Source organism: Yersinia sp. 2553 StPb PI (assembly GCF_052217105.1).
GTDB lineage: Bacteria > Pseudomonadota > Gammaproteobacteria > Enterobacterales > Enterobacteriaceae > Yersinia > Yersinia enterocolitica_E.
Genome location: NZ_JAZGPX010000002.1, coordinates 2,063,080 through 2,085,358 on the forward strand (window position 1 = coordinate 2,063,080; position 22,279 = coordinate 2,085,358).

Below are 22,279 nucleotides of genomic sequence, written 5' to 3' on the forward strand. Positions count from 1 at the left end.
TTCCACAAATAAAAAATGGTTAATTTCATTTTTTGGGGATTATTTTTTGGTGTCAACACAGCAAATAATTGCCACTGCATTATTAAAAATAATTTAAAAACAATCAGTTAGAAAGATAACGGCATTTAAGAGCATAACAAAAAATTGTCATTATTTATTTAATATATTAATACCCATCACAGTTCTTAAATATATAAACGTGAGCATAGAGCATGACTAATTGTTATTAGATCAATAACTGTCATTCCATTTCACTGCGTTCAGAAGAAAGTGAACGAAATACCTGCGGTGTCACATTATAGGTCTGGCGGAACACCTTGCAAAAATAGCTGGTTTGGGAAAATCCAAGATTTTTGGCAATACTGGCAATGCTCCAATCACTGTGCTGCAACATCTCTCTGGCATTGGCCATGCGTTGTTGGTTGACCCAGGCATTGAAGCCGATCCCCTGATATTTTTTAAATAATTTACTGAAATAGTAAGGGCTGAGATACACCTTGCCAGCCACTTCTTCCAACCGGAGCTCTTCTGACAAATGCGTGTCTATATAGCGTAGTGCTTTCTTCATTTTGCTGTCATGCGGGTGGAGCGGCCGTATTCTGCCCGGCTCTTTACTCCCCATATTGTCATTGATTACAACAAAATTGAGGTGTTTTTTCAGGCAGTTCTCAACAATCAGCTTCAGCAAATCAGCCGAGGCTATTACTCGAGAAAAATCCATTATCGGTACATTATGGAACTCATCCATTAGCGCCGGATTCTGCTGCCAGTTATTATCGACATTCAGAATATCAATAAGGTAAACATCTGCATGTAGCCGGACCTGACCACATAACACAAAGCCCACCAGATGGCCGGCAATCACCAAAGGAATAGAAAAATCAGTTAATCCGGCATGGCAGCGGTAGATGCAGGGCTCATTGGATTTGGACGCTTCAAGGCCACCACAACGATCACTCATCCGACAGCGCAGATGGTTAACCGGATCTTGACGCATTAATTGACAAAATGGGGTGAAATTAAACAGGTCAGAGATTTCCTCACCGTGAATATTCACCACCACCACCGCCAATCCGGTGGCTTGGGCAAAATCCTGGGCGATTTTATTTATGAGCTCTGAGTTAAGAGAACTGGCAGAAATCATGATAAAACCTCTCAGTTAATTTATTGTTATTAAATTTTATTTTATTGTTATAAAGCATCCCTGTAATAAGTAATATGTTAGAACATTGTTATTTAGTCATTCCTATTCACCAGGTTAAAATCTATTTCCCTGAAAAGGTAAAGTAACAATTTACTCTACCAGAGTCATAAACGTCAGGGGACCATTAATGAGCCATTAACCAGAATGGATCACGAAATTTCCTCACCCAGTGTCAGATGAGGAAATCCACGTTGCTTTATAAATTAACTTTCTCATCCTCTAACTTACAGGTATTACAAGGTAGATTTTTGCCAATGAGGAAGCGATAAACTGCGGCCCCGAGGCAAGCACCAATAATCGGCGCCACAATCGGAATAATGAAATAAGGGATATCACGGCCGCCGGTCATTGAAATTTTTCCCCAACCAGCAAAGAAGGTAAATAATTTAGGACCAAAATCACGTGCTGGATTCATGGCAAAACCAGTTAATGGAGCGGTAGAAGCACCAATAACCGCCACCAGAATACCGATCAATAGTGGACCTAATGCACCGCGTGGCACACCGTTACCATCATCAGTTAGTGCCATAATCAGCCCCATAAGAATCGAGGTGATAATAATTTCAACAAATGCAGCCTGCCATACGCTGATTGCCGGTGATGGGAAGGTGCTGAAGATACTGGCTAATTGCAGACTTTCCATGCTGCCACGCACCATCTGGTGTGCGGCTTCAAAATCAGTAAATAAATTATGATAGAGCATATAGGCCAGTGCCGCGCCACCAAAAGCACCGGCAACTTGAGCAATGCTGTACGGGATGACTTTCCGTGCGGGGAAACAGGCAAATAGCCATAACGCGATAGTAATGGCCGGGTTGAGGTGAGCACCGGAAATTCCTGCCGTCAGGTAGACCGCCAGTGAAATACCCAGCCCCCACACGATACAGATTTCCCACAAACCAAAACTGGCACCTGCTACTTTCAATGCAGCTAAACAACTAATACCAAAAAACAAAAACAGCCCGGTACCGAGGAATTCCGCAATACACTGCGCTTTTAGTGAGTCGTTCATAGATTTACCCTGCTTGTGATTATTATGATCAATCTATCCAAAATAGATGAAGTAATGCACGGCCCATGACCCAGCCACTATAAAGAGAGCAAAAATGAAAGTGTTGTCGTGATGTGCCATTAATTAAACAAAAAATAGACCTTCAATAACAAATTATTGTCATTTGCGCAGAAAAGTTAGCGCCAACACCGTGTTAACAGGCACTTTTATGCTTTATTCAGCTATATGACTTTCTTGCCATTTATTCTTTCCGTTATTGTTATCAAGCTCGCACTTTTGTGGCTACTCCCCCCTCAGGTGTATCATTATATTTATGCGCGCGATCACGCGAACTATTAATCGGGCGGGTGCGCAATTAGCAGATTTAATACCTACTGTCACCTAATAAATTGTAATTCTGAATATGCAATAGCCAGTTATTACCACCCAATATCAACGAAATAACGTTTTAAAACATAATATTAAGTTATAGCCATGACAATAATTTGTTATTTCCTCACTAACCATTCCCGTCAGTAAATTCAATACAGCCATTCTTTTTCATTGCTTGTTTGTATATTCGTTCTCAGCACGAACCTGACAACTTTATTTTTAAACTTACCGAATTTATTTTTTTAAATTTACTGAATGGCACCAACACGACAGTTTTTATTTTAGAACCTGAAGCGCGTTTGAAACCGTAATAGCTGCATTTCCAACGCACAAACATCAGGTTCCTGACATCCCCGTCGAGGTATTTATGCAACAAGAAGCACTAGGAATGGTGGAAACCAAAGGGTTGACTGCAGCCATTGAGGCTGCGGACACCATGGTGAAATCGGCCAATGTGACATTAGTCGGCTATGAAAAAATTGGCTCTGGTCTGGTCACCGTCATCGTACGTGGTGATGTGGGCGCAGTTAAAGCAGCCACTGATGCCGGTGCAAGTGCGGCTGCGAAAGTGGGTGAAGTGAAATCGACCCATGTCATCCCACGTCCACACACCGATGTCGAGAAGTTCTTGCCAAAGGGAAATAGCTAATGAAAAGCAATGACCTGGTCGACCAAATCATGGCGCAGGTGATAGCAAAAGTCAGCGAACACGCTCCGGCGTCTTCTAAACAACCCTCCTATAAACAACGAGATACGGCTATGGCTGAGAAGACTTGCAGTTTAACGGAATTTGTTGGTACCGCGATCGGTGACACGGTCGGACTGGTGATCGCCAACGTCGACAGCGCCCTACTGGACGCAATGAAGCTGGAAAAACGCTATCGCTCCATCGGTATTTTGGGCGCACGTACCGGCGCTGGCCCGCACATCATGGCGGCCGATGAAGCTGTCAAAGCCACTAATACTGAAGTGGTCAGTATTGAGTTACCCCGCGATACCAAGGGCGGTGCCGGTCATGGCTCGCTGATCATCTTCGGTGGTGATGATGTTTCTGATGTGAAACGTGCCGTCGAAGTGGCGCTGAAAGAGCTGGATCGGACCTTCGGCGATGTTTACGCCAATGAAGCCGGTCACATTGAATTGCAGTACAGCGCACGTGCCAGCCACGCATTGGAAAAAGCATTTGGCGCGCCATTGGGCCGTTCTTGCGGAGTGATAGTCGGTGCACCGGCGTCGATTGGTGTTTTGATGGCGGATACCGCCGTGAAATCTGCCAACGTTGACGTGGTGGCTTACAGCTCCCCTGCACATGGCACCAGCTTCAGTAACGAAGTGATTCTGGTTATCTCCGGTGATTCTGGCGCAGTTCGTCAGGCAGTGATTTCTGCCCGTGAGATTGGCAAAACGGTATTAGCGACCTTGGGTTCTGAACCGAAAAACGACCGCCCTTCTTATATCTGACGCCACAGTGAGGCTGTTTCATGAAATCGAAAAGATTTGAAGCATTGGCGAAACGCCCGGTTAATCAGGACGGCTTTGTCAAAGAGTGGATCGAGGAAGGCTTTATTGCCATGGAAAGCCCGAATGATCCAAAACCTTCCATCAAGATTGTTAACGGTGTGGTGACCGAATTAGACGGTAAGCCACAAAGCAGTTTCGACCTGATAGACCACTTTATCGCCCGCTACGGTATCAATCTGGCGCATGCGGAAGAAGTGATGAAGATGGACTCCATCAAGTTGGCCAATATGCTGTGTGATCCTAACGTATCGCGCCGCACCATTGTGCCACTCACTACAGCGATGACCCCGGCCAAAATTGTCGAGGTGGTTTCTCATATGAACGTGGTGGAAATGATGATGTCGATGCAGAAAATGCGCGCACGTCGTACCCCATCACAACAGGCTCACGTCACTAACGTTAAAGATAACCCAGTGCAGATTGCCGCCGATGCCGCCGAAGGCGCATACCGTGGCTTCGATGAGCAGGAAACTACTGTGGCCGTGGCCCGTTATGCGCCATTCAATGCCATCGCGCTGTTAGTCGGTTCGCAAGTGGGTCGCCCTGGTGTGCTGACGCAATGTTCGCTGGAAGAAGCCACCGAGTTGAAGCTGGGGATGCTGGGCCATACCTGTTATGCCGAAACCATTTCGGTTTACGGTACTGAGCCGGTATTTACCGACGGTGATGACACGCCGTGGTCCAAAGGCTTCCTCGCCTCGTCCTATGCATCACGCGGTTTGAAAATGCGTTTTACCTCTGGTTCAGGCTCCGAGGTGCAAATGGGTTATGCCGAAGGCAAATCCATGCTGTATCTGGAAGCTCGCTGTATCTATATCACCAAAGCTGCCGGGGTTCAGGGGCTGCAAAATGGTTCAGTCAGTTGTGTCGGTGTGCCATCCGCTGTGCCATCGGGCATCCGGGCCATCCTGGCAGAAAACCTGATTTGCTCTGCACTGGATTTGGAATGCGCCTCCAGTAACGACCAGACCTTTACCCACTCCGATATGCGCCGTACCGCCCGTCTGCTGATGCAGTTCCTGCCGGGTACTGACTTTATCTCCTCTGGTTTTTCTGCGGTACCTAACTACGACAACATGTTCGCCGGTTCCAACGAAGATGCCGAAGACTTTGACGATTACAACGTATTGCAGCGCGACTTGAAAGTTGATGGTGGCTTGCGTCCGGTGCTGGAAGCTGACGTGGTGGCGATTCGTAATAAAGCTGCCCGTGCGCTGCAAGCAGTATTTGCCGGTATGGGCCTGCCACCCATTACTGACGAAGAAGTGATTGCGGCGACATATGCACACGGCTCGAAAGATATGCCGGAACGTAACATCGTTGAAGACATCAAGTTCGCTCAGGAAATCATCAGCAAAAACCGCACCGGTTTGGAAGTGGTAAAAGCATTGGCACAAGGTGGTTTCGAAGATGTAGCGCAAGACATGCTCAACATCCAGAAAGCCAAAATTGCCGGTGACTACCTGCATACCTCGGCGATCATTAAAGGTGACAACCAAGTGCTGTCAGCGGTGAATGACGTCAATGACTACGCGGGTCCAGCTACCGGTTACCGGCTGGAAGGTGCACGTTGGGAAGAGATCAAAAACATTCCAAACGCGCTTGATCCGAATGAGCTTGGTTAAGGGGTTCACGAGATGGTGGATATTAACGAAAAACTGTTACGTCAAATTATCGAAGGCGTATTGCAGGAAATGCAGGGAGACAAAAATACCGTCTCCTTTAAGCAGGATTCCCAACCCGCAGCGGCTACGGCTACTGTTGCTGAAGGAAATTTCCTGACCGAAGTGGGTGAAGCCCGCCCTGGCAGCAATCAGGATGAAGTGATCATTGCCGTCGGCCCGGCATTTGGCCTATCGCAAACGGCTAACATCGTCGGTATCCCGCACAAAAATATTCTGCGCGAACTGATCGCCGGTATTGAAGAAGAAGGCATTAAAGCACGGGTTATCCGCTGCTTTAAATCCTCCGACGTGGCGTTTGTTGCCGTCGAGGGTAACCGCCTGAGTGGTTCCGGTATCTCCATCGGTATTCAATCCAAAGGCACTACGGTGATTCATCAGCAAGGCTTACCGCCGCTCTCCAATCTGGAGTTGTTCCCGCAGGCCCCGCTGTTGACGCTGGAAACTTATCGCCAAATTGGTAAAAACGCCGCGCGTTATGCCAAACGGGAATCACCACAACCGGTTCCTACCCTGAACGACCAAATGGCACGGCCAAAATATCAGGCCAAATCAGCGATTCTGCATATTAAAGAAACCAAATATGTGGTGACCGGCAAGAATCCTCAGGAACTCCGGGTGGCGCTTTAACAAAGGAAAACACAATGAATTCCGAAGCTATTGAATCCATGGTTCGCGATGTGCTGAGCAAGATGAACAGCTTGCAAGGCCAGACACCTGCGGCTGCTTGTGCGGCACCAGCAGCCAGTTCGCGCAATGATGCCAAAGTCTCTGATTATCCGCTGGCAAATAAACACCCTGATTGGGTCAAAACGGCCACTAACAAAACGCTGGATGACCTCACGTTGGCTAACGTTTTGAACGGCAGTGTCACTTCGCAAGATTTGCGGATTACACCGGAAATCCTGCGTATTCAGGCATCTATTGCCCGTGATGCAGGTCGTCCACTGTTGGCAATTAACTTCGAGCGTGCAGCCGAGCTGACGGCAGTACCGGATGACAAGGTGTTGGATATCTATAACGCCCTACGTCCATTCCGCTCCAGCAAAGAGGAGCTGAACGCTATCGCCGACGACCTGGAACAGACCTACAAAGCGACCATCTGTGCGGCATTCGTCCGTGAAGCTGCCGTTTTGTATGTCCAGCGTAAGAAGCTAAAAGGCGACGATTAACGCAGTGATATCAATCAAGGGGAAGCGTGCCGTGGGGGTCGTAGCGGCGTAAGCCGCCGGAGCGCCCCTAGGTACGATAGCCCCGTTGATCACGACATCCCGTTATTAGTCATTTAAGGATCGGATATGGATTACATCGTCGGTGTGGATATTGGTAACTCGTCAACAGAAGTGGCATTAGCACAATGCACTGCTGGTGGTCAGTTGCACTTTATTACCAGTACCCTGACCGAGACGACGGGTATCAAAGGGACTCAACGCAATATTTTCGGCATTAACAAGGCGCTGAATATGTTGGTGGAAAAGGCCGATATTGCGCTAAGCGATATCAGCCTGATCCGCATTAACGAGGCCACACCGGTGATCGGTGATGTGGCGATGGAGACAATTACCGAAACCATCATCACCGAATCCACCATGATCGGTCATAACCCGAAAACCCCTGGGGGATTGGGATTGGGGGTGGGGCTGACCATTACTATTGACGAGTTGGTTACCCGTGACCCTGCCCAACCTTACATTCTGGTGGTGCCATCAGCGGTGGATTTCGCCGATGTCGCGGCGGTGGTAAATGCCGCCAACGGCGCTGGCTACCGCATCACTGCGGTTATCTTGCAACGGGACGATGGCGTGCTGGTCAGTAATCGGCTGGCGCACCCGCTACCGATCGTTGATGAGGTGCTACATATCGACCGCATCCCGATGGGCATGCTGGCGGCGGTAGAAGTTGCGATGCCGGGTCAGGTGATTGAAACCCTCTCTAACCCCTATGGCATTGCCACCGTATTTGAACTGAGTGCCGAAGAAACCAAAAACATTGTGCCGGTGGCACGAGCGTTGATTGGTACCCGCTCGGCGGTGGTAGTGAAAACCCCTGAAGGGGATGTTAAAGCTCGCTCGATACCGGCCGGTCATCTGGAGTTATTTGCCGACGGTCGCACGGTACGAGTTGATGTGGCGACCGGAAGTGAAGCCATTATGACGGCGGTCAACAGCTTCCGTCATTTGGACAATGTCAGTGGTGAAGCAGGAACCAATATCGGCGGCATGCTCGAACACGTTCGCCAAACCATGGCAGAACTGACCAATAAACCAACCAATGAGATCTTCATTCAAGACTTGCTGGCAGTAGACACTGCCGTGCCGGTCAATGTCACCGGCGGTCTGGCGGGCGAATTCTCGCTTGAACAAGCGGTAGGCATCGCCTCCATGGTGAAGTCTGATCGCCTGCAAATGGCGCATATCGCCAGAGAAATCGAAAAGACACTGAATATTGATGTTCAGGTTGGGGGGGCGGAAGCCGAAGCGGCGATACTCGGCGCGCTGACCACACCAGGGACGCAACGGCCACTCGCCATCCTCGATTTGGGGGCGGGATCTACCGACGCCTCCATCATCAATGCTCAGGGCCAAATCGTCGCCACCCATCTGGCGGGAGCCGGCGATATGGTCACGATGATCATCGCCTCTGAATTAGATTTACAAGACCGCTATCTGGCAGAGGACATCAAAAAGTATCCGTTGGCAAAAGTGGAAAGCTTGTTCCACCTGCGCCATGAAGATGGCAGCGTTCAGTTCTTCCCACAACCGCTGCCACCAGAGGTTTTTGCCCGACTGGTGGTAGTCAAGCCGGAAGGTTTAGTGCCACTGCCGGGGGATTACGCGCTGGAAAAAGTGCGCAATATCCGCCGCTCAGCCAAAGAGCGGGTGTTTGTTACCAATGCGCTTCGCGCCCTGCGTCAAGTCAGCCCGACCGGCAATATCCGCGATATCCCCTTCGTGGTGTTAGTTGGCGGCTCGTCGCTGGACTTTGAAATCCCGCAATTGGTCACCGATGCGCTCTCTCACTACAAATTGGTGGCGGGGCGCGGCAACATTCGCGCCAGCGAGGGGCCGCGTAATGCGGTAGCCACCGGGCTGATTCTGGCCTATCAACGGGAGAATCACGGATGAATTTCACCCATGACGCCCCCGCAATAGTAATCAGTCTGACGACACCGACACCCGAAGCCGTCTGGCATCAGGTGCTGCTGGGTATTGAGGAGGAAGGTATTCCCTGGCGCTGGCAACAAGACGACGACGGCGATGTAGCACAACGCGCCTGGCAGGCCGCCACCCGCTCCCCGTTATTGGTCGGGCTGGCCTGTTCCGGCGACGAAGTGGTCGTGCATTTTCGTAATTTACCGCCCGCCAACCCGCTATTTCGGCAGCGGCGCGGGCAGAACGAGGACCAACTACGGCAGCTTGGCAATAACGCGGCCCGGTTAGTCAAAGGCTTACCATTTAAGTAACCCCATACAAATCTCAGGGCGTTGTCGGTGCAGGCAGTTTGGACTTGGCCAGCGCACAGCCACCGGAGCGTACACCTGGTGTTGTAAAAGCCAAGGTTTGTGAGGATGGCGAGCACTGCCCTGGTTCAAAATGGCAAACAAGATAGCCCTTACTTGATAACAAGGATAAATGAAACATGAATAACGCATTAGGTTTAGTCGAAACCAAAGGTCTGGTCGCTGCTATCGAAGCGGCTGATGCCATGGTCAAATCCGCCAACGTACAACTGGTGGGCTACGAAAAAATCGGCTCCGGTCTGGTCACCGTGATGGTACGTGGCGATGTCGGCGCAGTAAAAGCCGCTGTTGATGCCGGTTCTGCGGCTGCCAGCGCGGTGGGTGAAGTGAAATCCTGCCATGTGATCCCACGCCCACACAGCGATGTAGAAGCCATTTTACCGACCTCTGCCTAAGGGTAAGAAGAGGAGCACAGCGTGAAAACGTCACTGGGTTTACTTGAAGTTAGCGGTCTAGCGCTGGCGATCAGTGCGGCGGATGCGATGGCAAAATCAGCATCTATCAACCTGATAGGTATAGAAAAAACCAATGGTTCTGGCTGGATGTTAATTCGTCTGACCGGTGATGTGGCCTCGGTGCAGGCGGCAATCAGTACTGGTGCCGCCTTTGCCGAACTGCATCACGGATTGGTGTCGCGCGCGGTACTGGCTCGCCCAACAAAAGCTCTGTTGGCCTATTGGCTGACAGAGACTGTCGAGGTCGCGGCCCCCGAAATCGCCGTGGCGATAGAGCCAGTTGTCGCTACAGCCCCCATTAACGAGGAGACGGAAGCCGCAGAGCCTCAGCCCGCTGCGGCGACCGCCACAGATGATGTACCTGAACCTGTCTTTAGTGCTGAAAAAATCAGCACCGAAGAAAGTAGTGTGGAAAGTGAGGCTCTAATCGCTCCCCGGGTGAGCTGTAATCTCTGCCTCGATCCGGCTTGCCGACGCCATAAAGGCGAGCCTCGCTTTCGCTGTATCCACTTGGGTAAACGAGGAAAAGTCTGATGGAAAAAGCGTTACTGGAACCCGTTGTCAATAAGATCCTCGACGAAATGCGTCTTCGTCCGATCCCACTTGGGGTTTCTAACCGACACCTGCATCTTTCGGTGCAGGACTACCAACGGCTGTTCCCGCAGCAGCCGATTACTGAAAAGAAAGCGCTGCTCCAGCCCGGCCAGTACGCCGCCGAACAGACGGTAACGCTGGTCGGGCCGAAAGGCAGCCTGAAAAATGTGCGTATTCTTGGCCCGTTGCGTAGCCACAGCCAGGTGGAGATCTCCCGTACCGATGCACGCACGCTGGGTATCAATGCTCCCCTGCGGATGTCTGGCAATCTGGACGATACCCCAGCCATCACGTTAGTCAGCCCGTTCGCTGAGCTGACGTTACCCCGCGGGGTGATTGTGGCACTGCGCCATATTCATATGTCGCCGCTGGATGCCCTTATCTATCGGGTAAAACACGGTGACCGGGTACAAGTTGCCATTCAGGGCAGTGGCCGTCGCCTGATACTGGATGATGTGGCGATCCGCGTTTCACCCCAAATGAAACTGGAAATGCATATCGATACCGACGAGGCCAATGCGGCGGGTGCCGACGACCCTGCGGCGTTTGCCACGATATTAACGTCATCAGGGACAACGCGGCCATGAATCTGACTCAGGCGCAAACCGAACAACTGGTCAGCCAGATTGTCACGCGGTTAGTTGAGCGCGAACGCCGGGTTCACGCCCTGCTACTGCCTCAATTGCGCGCCGGGCTTGATCCATCGGTATTCGTGCACCATGCCACGCTGCATCTGATGTTGCCAGACCTGGCATTTATCCACCGGCTGGCGCAGTTCGATACCACCTGCCCTGCGGTGGCGGCGCTAAACGAGGCATGGTCGTGGGGCATGAAAGTGCATATCAGCTTACATCGCCAACTGCTGGCTGCGTTGCCTTGTGCCGCACTGCACTCATTGCCGCTCAGTTTCAGCGACAGTCAGGGCGTTGCTATACGGGTGCACGCGGGCAAGGTTCTAAGTTATCGCGATATCGCCGCTCTCGACTCCGGCTGGCTACTCATTGCAAGCCACACGCTAGTTACACCGCTGGCGCAGGACACCGTGTCAGCCCGTCACATTCAACTGTTAAGGCAGGAGTAAATCATGCAACTGGCCAGAGTGGTAGGTTCCGTAGTCTCAACGCAAAAATCACCCACGTTGATCGGTAGGAAGCTGCTGCTGGTGCGCCGTGTTGCCGGTGATGGCTCACTGCCACCCGACAGCAAAACGCCGGACGAAGTGGCCGTCGATTCGGTCGGTGCCGGTCAGGGCGATTTGGTCTTGCTGTCAGGCGGTTCCAGTGCCAGACGGGTATTTTCCGAGCCGAATGATGCCATCGATTTGGCGATTGTCGCCATCGTCGATGAATGTTCTTACTGATGATTAATGTTCTTACTGATTGAACGGGGACCTTATGAGCATTTATACCAAAACCGGCGATGCGGGCACCACCGCCCTGTTCACCGGACAACGTGTGAAAAAGAGCCATCCCCGGGTGGAAACTTACGGCACGCTGGATGAACTCAATGCAGCACTGAGCTTGTGTGCCCGCGTGACGCAGGGCGAGGAAAACCGTCAATTACTCGATGCCATACAACATCAGTTGTTTTATTTCAGCGCTGAATTGGCAAGCGAAGGTATCGCCACACCGCCTGCCGGGCGCAAAAGTATTAATGAACCCGAGATCCAAGCGCTGGAGCAAGCCGTAGACCGCTGTATGGCGGGGCTGCCACCGGTACAGGGTTTTATTCTGCCGGGTAGCAGTGAAGCCGGTAGCCGATTGCATTTTGCCCGCACTCTGGCACGGCGCTGTGAACGGCGGCTGATTGAACTGGCTGAACAAGTCCCGGTACGCCCGGTGTTATTGCAATACCTAAACCGTTTATCGGATTGCCTGTATGCACTGGCTCGTGATGAAGACCAGCGCCAACAGTTACAACACACCACGCAAACCGTGGTGGCCCGTTATCTGGCGGCAACAGCACTCCTCCCAGCCACAAGTCAGCCACAAACAGCGGCTTCTCTGGGATTTTCTGATGTTCATCAGTTAGTTAAATTGGCGGTCGATGCCGCTATGAAATTACAAATTGCCGTGGTCATAGCACTGGCTGACCGCCACGGCAACATGATTATGACCTACCGCATGCCCGACACCTTGCTGGTCAGCAGCGAACTGGCACCGAAAAAAGCCTGGACCGCGGTGGCGATGAAAACGGCAACTCACCAACTTAGCGATGCCGTACAACCGGGGGCCGACCTGTTCCAGCTTGAGGCCAGTACCGGTGGCAAAGTAGTGAGCTTTGGTGGTGGCTACCCGCTATGGCGTAACGGCCAATTGGTGGGGGGGTTAGGCATCAGCGGCGGTAGCGTCGAACAAGATATGCACATAGCAGAAGCGGCCATATCGGCTTTACATCTGAGGAATGAATAATGAATACCAATGACCTTGAATCTCTCATTCGCACTATCCTCATTGAGCAACTGACGCCCACACCCGCGTCTGCCTCCAGCGCCATTTTTGCCAGCGTGGATGAAGCTGTCAATGCCGCTCATAACGCATTTTTGCGTTATCAACAAAGCCCGATGAAGACCCGCAGCGCGATTATCCGCGCCCTGCGTGAACAGCTAAAAGCACAGTTGCCTTCACTGTCAGAACGCGGTGCCAGTGAAACCGGCATGGGGAATAAAGAAGATAAGTTGCTGAAAAACAAAGCCGCGTTAGAAAACACCCCAGGTATTGAAGATTTGTCTACCACGGCGCTGACCGGCGATGGCGGCATGGTGTTATTCGAATACTCGCCTTTTGGCGTGATAGGTTCCGTTGCCCCTAGCACCAACCCAACCGAAACCATTATTAATAACAGCATCAGTATGTTAGCTGCCGGTAATGCCATCTATTTTAGCCCACACCCAGGCGCTAAATCGGTATCACTGGATTTAATCGCCCAAATTGAAGAAATCATCTTCAACAGTTGCGGCATTCGCAATCTGGTGGTGACCGTGAAAGAGCCAAGCTTTGAAGCCACTCAGCAGATGATGGCGCACGACAAAATCGCCTTGCTGGCTATCACTGGCGGGCCTGCCATTGTGGCAATGGGCATGAAGAGCGGCAAAAAAGTGATTGGGGCGGGGGCCGGTAACCCACCTTGTCTGGTGGATGAAACGGCTGAATTGGTAAAAGCGGCGCAGGATATCGTGGCAGGAGCCTCATTCGATAATAACCTGCCCTGTATCGCTGAAAAGAGCCTGATCGTGGTGGAAAGTGTTGCCGATCGGTTGTTGCAACAGATGCAAGCCTTCGATGCGTTACTTATCAGTAATCCGCAAGAGGTCGACAGCCTGCGCAAAGCCTGCCTGACCCCTCAAGGCCACGCCAATAAGAATCTGGTGGGTAAAAGCCCGCTTGAACTGCTGAAAGCGGCGGGCATCGCTTGTCCGGCCAAAGCACCGCGCTTGCTGCTGGTTGAAGTGGCTGGTGACGATCCGCTGGTCACTACCGAACAACTGATGCCGCTGTTACCGGTGGTCCGGGTAAAGGATTTTGATGCCGGCCTGACGCTGGCACTGCAAGTGGAAGGTGGCCTGCACCATACCGCCACCATGCACTCACAAAATGTCTCACGCCTGAATCTGGCCGCCCGACTGTTACAAACCTCTATTTTTGTTAAAAACGGCCCGTCCTATGCCGGGATAGGCGTCGGCGGTGAAGGCTTTACCACCTTTACCATCGCCACCCCGACCGGCGAAGGCACCACCTCGGCTCGCACCTTTGCGCGCCAGCGTCGCTGTGTGCTGACTAACGGTTTTTCCATTCGCTGAGCGAGGACGTATGAAGACTTTTTTCCTGCAAACACGTATCTACAGCGGGGAAGGCAGCCTTAAGGTGCTGCAACGCTTCCATCAGCGCAAAATCTGGATTGTCTGCGATGGTTTTCTGGCCACCTCGCCGTTGCTGGATCGCTTGAAACAAGTGCTGGCAGAGGATAACCAAATCAGTCTGTTCAGCGACATTACGCCAGACCCGAACATTAACACCGTGGTTAAGGGCATTGAGCAGATGCATGCCTTGCGCCCCGATGTGGTGATTGGTTTTGGTGGTGGCTCCGCGCTAGATGCGGCGAAAGCCATTGTCTGGTTTAGTCGTAAACAGGGGATAGAGATCGAGACCTGTATTGCTATCCCAACCACCAGCGGCACGGGTTCAGAAGTGACCAGTGCCTGTGTAATCAGCGACCCGGAAAAGAGTATTAAATACCCCCTGTTTGACGATGAGATTTACCCGGACATCGCCATTCTGGACCCGGCTCTGGTGGTTACCGTACCGCCAGTTATCACCGCCAATACCGGGTTGGATGTGTTGACTCACGCGTTGGAAGCCTATGTTTCACCACGTGCCAGTGACTTTACTGATGCGCTGGCAGAAAAAGCGGTGCAGTTGGTGTTCCGCCATCTGCCCACCGCTTGCCGCAAAGGCGATTGCCTAATTACCCGAGGCAAGATGCACAATGCTTCCACGCTGGCTGGCATGGCATTCAGCCAGGCTGGTCTGGGCATCAATCATGCTATCGCACACCAGTTGGGGGGGCAATTTCATATCGCGCACGGTTTGGCGAATGCCTTGCTATTGGTGCCGGTGATTCGCTTTAACGCGCTTGATGCGCGGGCATGTAAACGCTATGCGCGATTGGCAAAACTGTGCCATTTCAGTGCAGAAAATAGCGATGAGCGCAGTGCAGTTAACCAATTGGTCCATCAGATTGAACAACTCAAACGCCAATGCGGATTACCTCAGCCGCTGGCCGCGATGAAAATCAATGAGGGCCAGTTAGAGCAACGTATTCCCGACATAATTACCGCCGCACTTGCCGATGTGACACTGCGCACTAACCCGCGTGCGGCTGACGGCAATGATATCCGTGGGATTATCGAGGCGCTTTATGAGTGACCTACACAGTGCGGATACCTGCTTGCTACCCGCCTACGGTGAACTGGCTGATTGTGATGCCGTGACTATTCAGCAACGGGTTCAGCACGCGGGTGTGGTCGGTGCCGGAGGTGCGGGTTTCCCAACGGCGGTGAAGCTACAAGCGCAGGCCGAGATTTTTCTGGTCAATGCGGCTGAGTGCGAGCCAATGCTGAAAGTGGATCAGCAGTTGATGCCGCGCCAGGCAGCCCGACTGGTGCGCGGTGTGCTGTATGGCATGAAAGCCACCGGCGCACGCGAAGGCATCATCGCCTTGAAAGCCAAATATAGTGAGGCGATTGCCGCACTAACCCCCTTGCTACCATCACAAATCCGGCTGCACATTCTGCCCGATGTCTATCCCGCCGGTGATGAGGTTATCACTATCTGGCTGGCAACCGGTCGCCGGGTGCCACCTGCCGCGCTGCCGGTCAGCATCGGTGTGGTGGTGAACAACGTGCAAACGCTACTCAATGTGGCGCGGGCGGTGGAACAGCAATGGCCGGTGACTCGCCGCACCCTGACCGTAAATGGTGCGGTGGCGAAACCCTTAACCCTGACGGTACCGCTGGGTACCCCGCTGCGCGAGGTTCTGGCGCTGGCAGGAGGGGCTACCATCAACAATCCGGCCTATATCAATGGCGGGCCGATGATGGGCCATGCCCTGCATGACCTTGACCAACCGGTAACCAAAACTACCGGCGGCCTGTTGGTACTGCCCGCGGATCACTTACTGATTACCCGCCGCGCCCGCAGCGACCAGGATGTGTTAGCCATTGCTCGTGCCGTATGTGAGCAGTGCCGCATGTGTACCGAGTTATGCCCGCGTCACTTGATTGGCCATGAGCTACCCCCGCATCTGCTGGTGCGCGCGATAACCTATCAACAAGTTGCCACACCAGACATTTTACTCAGCGCTCTGACCTGCTCGGAATGCGGGCTGTGTGAAAGCTACGCCTGCCCGGTAGATATCTCACCGATGCGCATAAACCGCCTGCTGAAAACGCAGTTGCGGGCGCAAGGTGCCCGCTATCAAGGGGCGCTACGTGAGGCCGATCCGATGGCTAATTACCGTATGGTACCGATATCACGGCTGATTGCCCGTCTGGATCTCACCGACTGGTATCAGGCCGCGCCATTCAGCGAACAAGGCTACCGACCACAACAGGTGGTATTGCCATTGCGCCAGCATATCGGGGCTGCCGCCGAACCCGTGGTCACGGTCGGCGAACGGGTCGATCACGGTCAACTTATTGGCCAAATTCCGAATAACGCGTTAGGCGCACCGGTGCATGCCAGTATCAGCGGCACGGTCACGGCCATCAGCGCAAATGCCATCACCATTAAACGGGCTGATGTTTATTCAAAGGAAGGGCTATGTCACAAGCCATTGGAATTGTTGAATTAAGCAGTATCGCCAAGGGCATGGAGGTCTGCGACTTGATGCTGAAAAGCGCTAACGTCAGCCTATTGGTGAGCAAAACTCTGTGCCCCGGTAAATATCTGTTGATGGTCGGTGGCGATATCGGTGCCGTCACCCAGTCGGTACAAAACGGAGAGCGGCACAGCGGGCATCTGCTGGTCGATAGCATCGTCCTGCCCAACCTTCATCCATCCGTATTGCCGGCGATCAGCGGCCTGAATACGGTGGAAAATCGTCAAGCGGCGGGTGTGGTGGAAACCTGGAGTGTGGCGGCCTGTATTACTGCTGCCGACCGTGCGGTTAAAGCGGCCAATGTCACGCTGGTGCGCATCCATATGGCGTTTGGCATCGGCGGCAAATGTTATCAAGTGCTCAGCGGCGATATTGCTGATGTACAAACTGCCGTGGACGTTGCCAGCCAGTGTGCCGGTGAGAAGGGATTATTGGTTTACAGCTCAGTGATCCCACGGCCCCATGAGGCGCTATGGCGTCAGTTAGTTCAGGAGGCATGATGGAAAAGAGCAGCACCCCCGAGCGCGTAATTCAGGAATATGTTCCCGGTAAACAGATAACCCTGGCGCATCTGATAGCCAATCCTAATAAGGCACTTTACAAAAAACTGGGGCTGAATGATGTCAGTAGCGCCATTGGCATCCTGACCATTACCCCTAGCGAAGCCTCGATTATTGCCAGTGATATCGCCACCAAATCCGGTGCGGTTGAGATTGGTTTTATCGACCGTTTCACCGGTGCGGTGGTGTTTACCGGTGATGTGTCAGCGGTGGAATATGCGCTGAAACAGGTGATCCACACCCTCGGCGACATGATGAAATTTACCGCCTGCCCGATGACCCGGACCTGATGCCATGCAACGCATCATGTTGATTGGCCCTAGCCAGTGCGGCAAAACCTCGCTTATCCAGCGTTTGCAGGGTGAGGCGCTTAATTACCAGAAAACCCAAGCCATTATCTGGCAGGACAATGCCATTGATACTCCCGGTGAATACCTGGAAAACCGCTGTTTATACAGTGCGTTACTGGCAAGCGCCTGTGAAGCGGATGTGGTGGGGCTGGTACAAAATGCGGATGCGACCCAAAGCTGGTTTGCCCCGATGTTGGCGCAGGTTTTCAACCAGCCGGTAATTGGCATTATCAGTAAAGCCGACACCGTTAACCAGCCAGACCAATTGCGTTGGGCTGCTGACAGCCTCACGCAGGCGGGGGCGCAACACCTATTTGTGACCTCGGCGCTGAGCGGTGAGGGATTAACCGACCTTATTACTTATTTGAATCATTCTGGAGAGTCGCATGCCCGGTAAGATTATGGCGATTAACGCCGGCAGTTCTTCGTTGAAGTTTCAGTTGTTTTCTTTACCTGATGAAAAAGTGATCTGTCAGGGATTAATTGAACGTATCGGTATGGATGATGCGATATTTAACCTCCGCGCCACAGATGTGAAATGGCGCGAGATTCTGCCAATCGCCGATTGCCGCCAAGGTGCTGAACACCTACTTCACGCGCTGATTGAACACAATATTATTGATTCACTGGATGAAATTACCGGTGTCGGCCATCGTGTCGCGCACGGCGGTGAAGCATTCGCCGATTCGGTCGTGATAACCCCCGAGGTGCTGGATAAGATAGAACAGCTTGGCGCACTGGCCCCCCTGCATAATCCGGTTAATGCGCTCGGTATCCGGGTGTTCCAACATGCCCTACCCCATGCCAGCGCGGTGGCGGTATTTGATACTGCATTCCACCAAACACTGAGCCAGACGGCCTATTTGTATCCATTACCGTGGCGCTACTATGAAGAGCTGGGTATTCGCCGTTATGGTTTCCATGGCACCAGTCATAAATATGTCAGTGCCGTTTGCGCCGAACGAATGGGGCGCCCCTTGGAAGAACTGCGCATTGTCTCCTGCCATCTTGGCAACGGCTCCAGCATTTGTGCTATCGGCAACGGCCAGTCGGTGAATACCTCGATGGGCTTCACCCCACAGGCCGGTATCATGATGGGCACCCGGAGCGGTGATATTGACCCCTCCATCCTGCCATTTATTCAGCAAGTAGAAGGAAAAAATGCCAGTGAAATTAACCATTTAATTAACAACCAATCCGGTTTGCTGGGCGTATCCGGCATCTCACATGACTATCGCGATGTCGAACAAGCCGCCGCCAACGGCAACCCGCGTGCCAAAGTAGCGCTCGACCTCTTTGCCGAACGTATCCGCGCGGTGATTGGCAGCTATATCGTGCAACTGGGCGGAATTGATGCACTGATATTTACCGGCGGTATCGGTGAAAATGCCCGCACAGCCCGCCAGCAAATCTGCCGTGGTTTAGCCTTTCTCGGTATTGAGTTGGACGAAGAGAAAAATATCAACAATCAGCCGTTTATCCAACATGACTCTGCGCCGGTACAGATTGCTATCGTCAATACCAATGAAGAATTAATGATTGCCCGTGATGTCATTCGCGTGGCCCTGAATCTGCCGGTACAACCGGCCCTCGCCGCACAATAAGAGGCAATATGGAAAGTGGGAAAGTTTGGTTGGTAGGCGCTGGGCCAGGGGATGCCGCGCTGATTACGGTGAAGGGATTACATGTTATTCGTCGCGCTGACGCGTTGGTCTATGACCGTTTGGTGTGTGCTGAGTTACTGGCAGAAGCCCCTGATGGTTGTGAAATGATCAACGTGGGCAAAAACCCCAACCACCATTTGGTGCCACAAACAGAAATCAATCAAATTCTGGTTGATTGCGCCCAACGTGGGCTAAATGTGGTGCGACTCAAAGGTGGTGATCCTTATGTCTTTGGCCGTGGCGGTGAAGAGGCTGAAACACTGGCGTTGGCTGGTATTCCGTTTGAGGTAGTTCCAGGGATAAGCTCCGCCATTGGCGGGTTGGCTTATGCCGGTATTCCGGTAACACATCGTGATTATGCCTCAGGCTTTCATGTGATAACCGGCCATTTGCGCCAAGGCAATGAGCCACAGGACTGGGCAACATTAGCCAAGCTGGAAGGTACGCTGATTATCCTGATGGGAATGACACAACTGACGACCATTTGCCAGCAATTGGTCGCCGGGGGGAAAGCCCCCACCACCCCTGCCGCCGTGGTGATGTACGCCAGCCACCAGCAGCAACAAGTTGCCAGCGGCACACTGCTTACATTAGCCGATCAGGTTGCCGCGCAGGGTTTATCGGCACCGGCGCTGATTGTTATTGGCGACGTGGTTCGCCTACGAGATGTGCTCGCCTTCACGCCGGAGCTATTGTCGCTAAACGCCATTCCCTCGCTGATATACCCAAAGTCATTGGCGTTGTAGGTAGGCAGCAAGTAAACGCATCCCGATGAGCTTATTCATATAGGGTCAACGACAAGTAAGTGATTCGGGTGCGTGAGTGTAGCAAACAACCCTACAGCATCAAGGACGAAGGGTATGGTACTCTAAACGCACAAGCTATATAGGGGAATAGAGTAGCAATGAGTGAGCATGGTGGGAATGTGCTGGAAATGGCACTGAAAATCGGCACAGATGCAGCCAATATCGTTGACTTCAGTGCCAATATTAATCCGCTGGGCATGCCGGAATCCTTGAAAACGGCGATTATCGAACAATTGGCCCGTGCCGAACACTATCCTGATGTTGAGTATCGCCAATTACATGCAGCGCTGGCCCGTGCTCACCACTGCCTGCCAGAGAATATTATGGCAGGCAATGGTGCCACTGAGCTGATTTACGCAGTGGTGCAGCATCTGCAACCCCGCACTGCGGTACTGTTGACTCCGGGCTTTGCTGAATACCGCCGCGCCCTGCAACGGGTCGGCTGCCAGATTCATGATTATCAGATGAGTGAGTCAGACGGCTATCAGCCCGATGAACGTCTACTGGCGCTATTAGCCCAACAGCGCCCAGACTGCCTATTTCTGGCGACACCCAATAACCCGACCGGCCTGATGCCTGATGCCAAATTGCTGCAAGCCATTGTGCAGTGTTGCCATCAGTACCATATTGCTTTAATTATCGATGAAGCTTTTATCGATTTCTTGCCAGATGCGCCGGGGCTTACCCCTCAATTAGCGGATTTCCCACACTTATACTTGTTACGCTCACTGACCAAGTTCTTTGCCATTCCAGGGTTGCGCCTCGGTTATCTGCTCAGTGGCGATCTGGCGGCGCTGGCGCAAATGAAACAGCAACGCGAGCCTTGGACTATCAATGCTTTTGCCGCACTGGCGGGTGAGATTATTCTCGATGACCAACCTTATATTCAAGCCACACATCAATGGCTGGCGCAGCAGCGACCTTGGTTATATCAGCATTTAGCCGCCCTGCCAGCGTTGCAGGTGTGGCAAGGGTGCGCCAATTACATTTTCTTGCGCTGCCTTAAACCTGAACTTAATCTGCAACACGCGCTATTAAAGCACCATATTCTGATCCGCCATTGTGCTAATTACCCCGGTCTAACCCGCGACCACTATCGTGTAGCCATTAAAAGCGCGGCAGATAACCAACGGCTGATCAGTGCCTTACAGCAGGTCTTTGGTCATGGCTGAAGCCCGTTGCCCGGCCTCTTGTGGTGAACTGATTCAGGGTTGGATACTGGGGGGGGAGAAGCTTATCTCCTGCCCGGTCAACTGGTTTAGTACGGTTTCGGTGACCGATGGCGTACCGGGCAAGAATGAACGCCCACGCATGCGCCAGATGTTGGCGGCGGTACTGGCCTATTTTGGCCAACCTGCACAGATGGCTAATGGCCTGCACATCAGTTTTGATTCCACCATTCCAGTAGCAAAAGGACTTGCCAGCAGTACCGCCGATATCGCCGCCACCGCACTGGCAACCGCCCGCCATCTCGGTGAAACACTCAATGAAGCCGCACTGGCAGCACTGTGCGTCAGGCTGGAACCCACTGACAGCACCCTATTTCAACAACTGACACTGTTTGACCACCAAACTGCCGCAACACAAATCTCTTATAACTGGCAGCCAGTGGTAGATATTTTGTTACTGGAAAGCCCACAGATTCTCAAAACCGAGGATTACCACCGCCGTGATCGTCAACCGGCGCTGTTAGCCAGTGCCACCTCACTGGAACGGGCATGGCAACTGTTTATCCAAGCCGCCGAGCGCCGCGATTGTTCACTGCTGGGTCAGGCCACCACATTGAGTGCGCAAGCCAGCCAGCGTTTACTGGTAAAACCTGACTTTAGCGCCCTGCTGAGGCTAGTGGATGAGTTGGATTTATACGGGTTGAACGTAGCCCACAGTGGCAGTGTGGTTGGATTATTGCTTGACCATCAACGGCATGACGTGGAGCAGGTGTTCTGGCAATTGCAGCAGCGCAATATCAATCGCCACTACCCCCGCCAACACCTGTTAACCATGGTGCCTGGGGGCGTGCGTTAGCCCGTCATTCAGCATCAGGCCATGATAGCGAAAAATTAAGAATCATCTGAACCAGAATATCCATGTAAACCTCACTGTTATTAATCTGCCGCTTACCATTTTTATGTAATTCTGTTTGTCTTGCCCCTCAAAATCA

General features: G+C 52.3%; 25 protein-coding genes. 23 read left to right on the top strand and 2 right to left on the bottom strand.

The window, feature by feature from the left end; all coding sequences use genetic code 11:
- Nucleotides 1-241 precede the first annotated feature (241 nt).
- Nucleotides 242-1,144 (bottom strand): transcriptional regulator PocR, encoded by a 903-nt coding sequence (gene pocR, locus V2A84_RS10865; RefSeq protein WP_442848815.1) that lies wholly within the window; start codon nucleotides 1,142-1,144, stop codon nucleotides 242-244.
- Nucleotides 1,145-1,400: 256 nt separating this feature from the next.
- The gene (gene pduF / locus V2A84_RS10870; protein WP_083159268.1) at nucleotides 1,401-2,216 is read right to left on the bottom strand and encodes a propanediol diffusion facilitator PduF; all 816 of its coding nucleotides are present in this window, start codon (nucleotides 2,214-2,216) and stop codon (nucleotides 1,401-1,403) included.
- Nucleotides 2,217-2,955: 739 nt separating this feature from the next.
- Here pduF and pduA point away from each other — a divergent pair.
- The 23 genes from pduA to V2A84_RS10985 all read left to right on the top strand — a co-directional run bounded on the left by pduA (nucleotide 2,956) and on the right by V2A84_RS10985 (nucleotide 22,143).
- Nucleotides 2,956-3,237, top strand: a complete 282-nt coding sequence (gene pduA / locus V2A84_RS10875) for a propanediol utilization microcompartment protein PduA (protein WP_032906380.1) — start codon at nucleotides 2,956-2,958, stop codon at nucleotides 3,235-3,237.
- Nucleotides 3,237-4,049, top strand: coding sequence for a propanediol utilization microcompartment protein PduB (pduB, locus tag V2A84_RS10880; RefSeq protein WP_004699354.1), 813 nt, complete (start codon nucleotides 3,237-3,239; stop codon nucleotides 4,047-4,049). Before pduA ends, pduB begins: the two co-directional genes overlap by 1 nt.
- Nucleotides 4,050-4,069: 20 nt before the next feature.
- Nucleotides 4,070-5,734: a propanediol dehydratase large subunit PduC gene (gene pduC, locus V2A84_RS10885; protein WP_005185311.1), complete on the top strand. Its 1,665-nt coding sequence runs from the start codon at nucleotides 4,070-4,072 to the stop codon at nucleotides 5,732-5,734.
- Between the two features lie 15 nt (nucleotides 5,735-5,749).
- Nucleotides 5,750-6,421, top strand: coding sequence for a propanediol/glycerol family dehydratase medium subunit (locus tag V2A84_RS10890; RefSeq protein WP_193784826.1), 672 nt, complete (start codon nucleotides 5,750-5,752; stop codon nucleotides 6,419-6,421).
- 14 nt (nucleotides 6,422-6,435) lie between these two features.
- On the top strand, nucleotides 6,436-6,963 hold the full coding sequence (gene pduE, locus V2A84_RS10895; protein WP_083159270.1) for a propanediol dehydratase small subunit PduE: 528 nt from the start codon (nucleotides 6,436-6,438) through the stop codon (nucleotides 6,961-6,963).
- Nucleotides 6,964-7,089: 126 nt separating this feature from the next.
- Nucleotides 7,090-8,916 (top strand): diol dehydratase reactivase subunit alpha, encoded by a 1,827-nt coding sequence (locus V2A84_RS10900; RefSeq protein WP_442847951.1) that lies wholly within the window; start codon nucleotides 7,090-7,092, stop codon nucleotides 8,914-8,916.
- Nucleotides 8,913-9,254 carry a glycerol dehydratase reactivase beta/small subunit family protein gene (locus V2A84_RS10905; protein ID WP_032906379.1) on the top strand — a complete coding sequence of 114 codons (342 nt, stop codon included), beginning with the start codon at nucleotides 8,913-8,915 and terminating at the stop codon, nucleotides 9,252-9,254. Before V2A84_RS10900 ends, V2A84_RS10905 begins: the two co-directional genes overlap by 4 nt.
- 176 nt (nucleotides 9,255-9,430) lie before the next feature.
- Entirely contained in the window at nucleotides 9,431-9,706 is a 276-nt protein-coding gene (gene pduJ / locus V2A84_RS10910) for a propanediol utilization microcompartment protein PduJ (RefSeq protein ID WP_004090424.1), read from the top strand.
- Nucleotides 9,707-9,727: 21 nt separating this feature from the next.
- Nucleotides 9,728-10,300 carry a BMC domain-containing protein gene (locus V2A84_RS10915; RefSeq protein WP_083159272.1) on the top strand — a complete coding sequence of 191 codons (573 nt, stop codon included), beginning with the start codon at nucleotides 9,728-9,730 and terminating at the stop codon, nucleotides 10,298-10,300.
- The gene (locus V2A84_RS10920; protein WP_083159273.1) at nucleotides 10,300-10,947 is read left to right on the top strand and encodes a phosphate propanoyltransferase; all 648 of its coding nucleotides are present in this window, start codon (nucleotides 10,300-10,302) and stop codon (nucleotides 10,945-10,947) included. The genes V2A84_RS10915 and V2A84_RS10920 overlap by 1 nt, the downstream gene beginning before the upstream one ends.
- A complete protein-coding gene (gene pduM / locus V2A84_RS10925; protein WP_442848816.1) occupies nucleotides 10,944-11,441 on the top strand; it encodes a microcompartment protein PduM in 498 nt (165 codons plus the stop codon). Before V2A84_RS10920 ends, pduM begins: the two co-directional genes overlap by 4 nt.
- A gap of 3 nt (nucleotides 11,442-11,444) precedes the next feature.
- Nucleotides 11,445-11,720: a EutN/CcmL family microcompartment protein gene (locus V2A84_RS10930; RefSeq protein WP_005185294.1), complete on the top strand. Its 276-nt coding sequence runs from the start codon at nucleotides 11,445-11,447 to the stop codon at nucleotides 11,718-11,720.
- Between the two features lie 34 nt (nucleotides 11,721-11,754).
- Nucleotides 11,755-12,771 (top strand): cob(I)yrinic acid a,c-diamide adenosyltransferase, encoded by a 1,017-nt coding sequence (locus V2A84_RS10935; RefSeq protein ID WP_442848817.1) that lies wholly within the window; start codon nucleotides 11,755-11,757, stop codon nucleotides 12,769-12,771.
- Nucleotides 12,771-14,159: an aldehyde dehydrogenase family protein gene (locus tag V2A84_RS10940; RefSeq protein WP_083159276.1), complete on the top strand. Its 1,389-nt coding sequence runs from the start codon at nucleotides 12,771-12,773 to the stop codon at nucleotides 14,157-14,159. The genes V2A84_RS10935 and V2A84_RS10940 overlap by 1 nt, the downstream gene beginning before the upstream one ends.
- Nucleotides 14,160-14,169: 10 nt before the next feature.
- A complete protein-coding gene (locus V2A84_RS10945; RefSeq protein ID WP_083159277.1) occupies nucleotides 14,170-15,285 on the top strand; it encodes a 1-propanol dehydrogenase PduQ in 1,116 nt (371 codons plus the stop codon).
- Nucleotides 15,278-16,711 carry a 4Fe-4S dicluster domain-containing protein gene (locus V2A84_RS10950; protein ID WP_442848818.1) on the top strand — a complete coding sequence of 478 codons (1,434 nt, stop codon included), beginning with the start codon at nucleotides 15,278-15,280 and terminating at the stop codon, nucleotides 16,709-16,711. The genes V2A84_RS10945 and V2A84_RS10950 overlap by 8 nt, the downstream gene beginning before the upstream one ends.
- The gene (locus V2A84_RS10955; RefSeq protein ID WP_005185285.1) at nucleotides 16,681-17,238 is read left to right on the top strand and encodes a BMC domain-containing protein; all 558 of its coding nucleotides are present in this window, start codon (nucleotides 16,681-16,683) and stop codon (nucleotides 17,236-17,238) included. Before V2A84_RS10950 ends, V2A84_RS10955 begins: the two co-directional genes overlap by 31 nt.
- Nucleotides 17,238-17,588 (top strand): propanediol utilization microcompartment protein PduU, encoded by a 351-nt coding sequence (gene pduU / locus V2A84_RS10960; protein WP_032813079.1) that lies wholly within the window; start codon nucleotides 17,238-17,240, stop codon nucleotides 17,586-17,588. The genes V2A84_RS10955 and pduU overlap by 1 nt, the downstream gene beginning before the upstream one ends.
- Nucleotides 17,589-17,592: 4 nt before the next feature.
- Entirely contained in the window at nucleotides 17,593-18,045 is a 453-nt protein-coding gene (locus V2A84_RS10965; RefSeq protein WP_083159279.1) for a EutP/PduV family microcompartment system protein, read from the top strand.
- Nucleotides 18,035-19,252 carry an acetate/propionate family kinase gene (locus V2A84_RS10970; RefSeq protein WP_372568925.1) on the top strand — a complete coding sequence of 406 codons (1,218 nt, stop codon included), beginning with the start codon at nucleotides 18,035-18,037 and terminating at the stop codon, nucleotides 19,250-19,252. Before V2A84_RS10965 ends, V2A84_RS10970 begins: the two co-directional genes overlap by 11 nt.
- Before the next feature lie 8 nt (nucleotides 19,253-19,260).
- Nucleotides 19,261-20,058 carry a uroporphyrinogen-III C-methyltransferase gene (cobA, locus tag V2A84_RS10975; protein WP_083159281.1) on the top strand — a complete coding sequence of 266 codons (798 nt, stop codon included), beginning with the start codon at nucleotides 19,261-19,263 and terminating at the stop codon, nucleotides 20,056-20,058.
- A gap of 158 nt (nucleotides 20,059-20,216) precedes the next feature.
- The gene (gene cobD / locus V2A84_RS10980) at nucleotides 20,217-21,290 is read left to right on the top strand and encodes a threonine-phosphate decarboxylase CobD (RefSeq protein WP_083159282.1); all 1,074 of its coding nucleotides are present in this window, start codon (nucleotides 20,217-20,219) and stop codon (nucleotides 21,288-21,290) included.
- A complete protein-coding gene (locus V2A84_RS10985) occupies nucleotides 21,283-22,143 on the top strand; it encodes a GHMP family kinase ATP-binding protein (RefSeq protein ID WP_442848819.1) in 861 nt (286 codons plus the stop codon). The genes cobD and V2A84_RS10985 overlap by 8 nt, the downstream gene beginning before the upstream one ends.
- The last annotated feature ends 136 nt before the right edge of the window (nucleotides 22,144-22,279 follow it).

Excerpts from the sequence above, each read along its gene's own strand:
- pduJ (WP_004090424.1), top strand. The coding sequence starts at position 9,431 with ATGAATAACGCATTAGGTTTAGTCGAAACCAAAGGTCTGGTCGCTGCT.
- V2A84_RS10955 (WP_005185285.1), top strand. The coding sequence starts at position 16,681 with ATGTCACAAGCCATTGGAATTGTTGAATTAAGCAGTATCGCCAAGGGC.
- pduB (WP_004699354.1), top strand. The coding sequence starts at position 3,237 with ATGAAAAGCAATGACCTGGTCGACCAAATCATGGCGCAGGTGATAGCA.
- pocR (WP_442848815.1), bottom strand. The coding sequence starts at position 1,144 with ATGATTTCTGCCAGTTCTCTTAACTCAGAGCTCATAAATAAAATCGCC.
- V2A84_RS10950 (WP_442848818.1), top strand. The coding sequence starts at position 15,278 with ATGAGTGACCTACACAGTGCGGATACCTGCTTGCTACCCGCCTACGGT.
- V2A84_RS10945 (WP_083159277.1), top strand. The coding sequence starts at position 14,170 with ATGAAGACTTTTTTCCTGCAAACACGTATCTACAGCGGGGAAGGCAGC.
- V2A84_RS10965 (WP_083159279.1), top strand. The coding sequence starts at position 17,593 with ATGCAACGCATCATGTTGATTGGCCCTAGCCAGTGCGGCAAAACCTCG.
- V2A84_RS10940 (WP_083159276.1), top strand. The coding sequence starts at position 12,771 with ATGAATACCAATGACCTTGAATCTCTCATTCGCACTATCCTCATTGAG.
- cobD (WP_083159282.1), top strand. The coding sequence starts at position 20,217 with ATGAGTGAGCATGGTGGGAATGTGCTGGAAATGGCACTGAAAATCGGC.
- V2A84_RS10900 (WP_442847951.1), top strand. The coding sequence starts at position 7,090 with ATGGATTACATCGTCGGTGTGGATATTGGTAACTCGTCAACAGAAGTG.
- V2A84_RS10905 (WP_032906379.1), top strand. The coding sequence starts at position 8,913 with ATGAATTTCACCCATGACGCCCCCGCAATAGTAATCAGTCTGACGACA.
- pduU (WP_032813079.1), top strand. The coding sequence starts at position 17,238 with ATGGAAAAGAGCAGCACCCCCGAGCGCGTAATTCAGGAATATGTTCCC.
- V2A84_RS10935 (WP_442848817.1), top strand. The coding sequence starts at position 11,755 with ATGAGCATTTATACCAAAACCGGCGATGCGGGCACCACCGCCCTGTTC.
- pduM (WP_442848816.1), top strand. The coding sequence starts at position 10,944 with ATGAATCTGACTCAGGCGCAAACCGAACAACTGGTCAGCCAGATTGTC.
- V2A84_RS10985 (WP_442848819.1), top strand. The coding sequence starts at position 21,283 with ATGGCTGAAGCCCGTTGCCCGGCCTCTTGTGGTGAACTGATTCAGGGT.
- pduA (WP_032906380.1), top strand. The coding sequence starts at position 2,956 with ATGCAACAAGAAGCACTAGGAATGGTGGAAACCAAAGGGTTGACTGCA.
- pduE (WP_083159270.1), top strand. The coding sequence starts at position 6,436 with ATGAATTCCGAAGCTATTGAATCCATGGTTCGCGATGTGCTGAGCAAG.
- V2A84_RS10970 (WP_372568925.1), top strand. The coding sequence starts at position 18,035 with ATGCCCGGTAAGATTATGGCGATTAACGCCGGCAGTTCTTCGTTGAAG.
- V2A84_RS10920 (WP_083159273.1), top strand. The coding sequence starts at position 10,300 with ATGGAAAAAGCGTTACTGGAACCCGTTGTCAATAAGATCCTCGACGAA.
- pduC (WP_005185311.1), top strand. The coding sequence starts at position 4,070 with ATGAAATCGAAAAGATTTGAAGCATTGGCGAAACGCCCGGTTAATCAG.
- V2A84_RS10930 (WP_005185294.1), top strand. The coding sequence starts at position 11,445 with ATGCAACTGGCCAGAGTGGTAGGTTCCGTAGTCTCAACGCAAAAATCA.
- pduF (WP_083159268.1), bottom strand. The coding sequence starts at position 2,216 with ATGAACGACTCACTAAAAGCGCAGTGTATTGCGGAATTCCTCGGTACC.
- cobA (WP_083159281.1), top strand. The coding sequence starts at position 19,261 with ATGGAAAGTGGGAAAGTTTGGTTGGTAGGCGCTGGGCCAGGGGATGCC.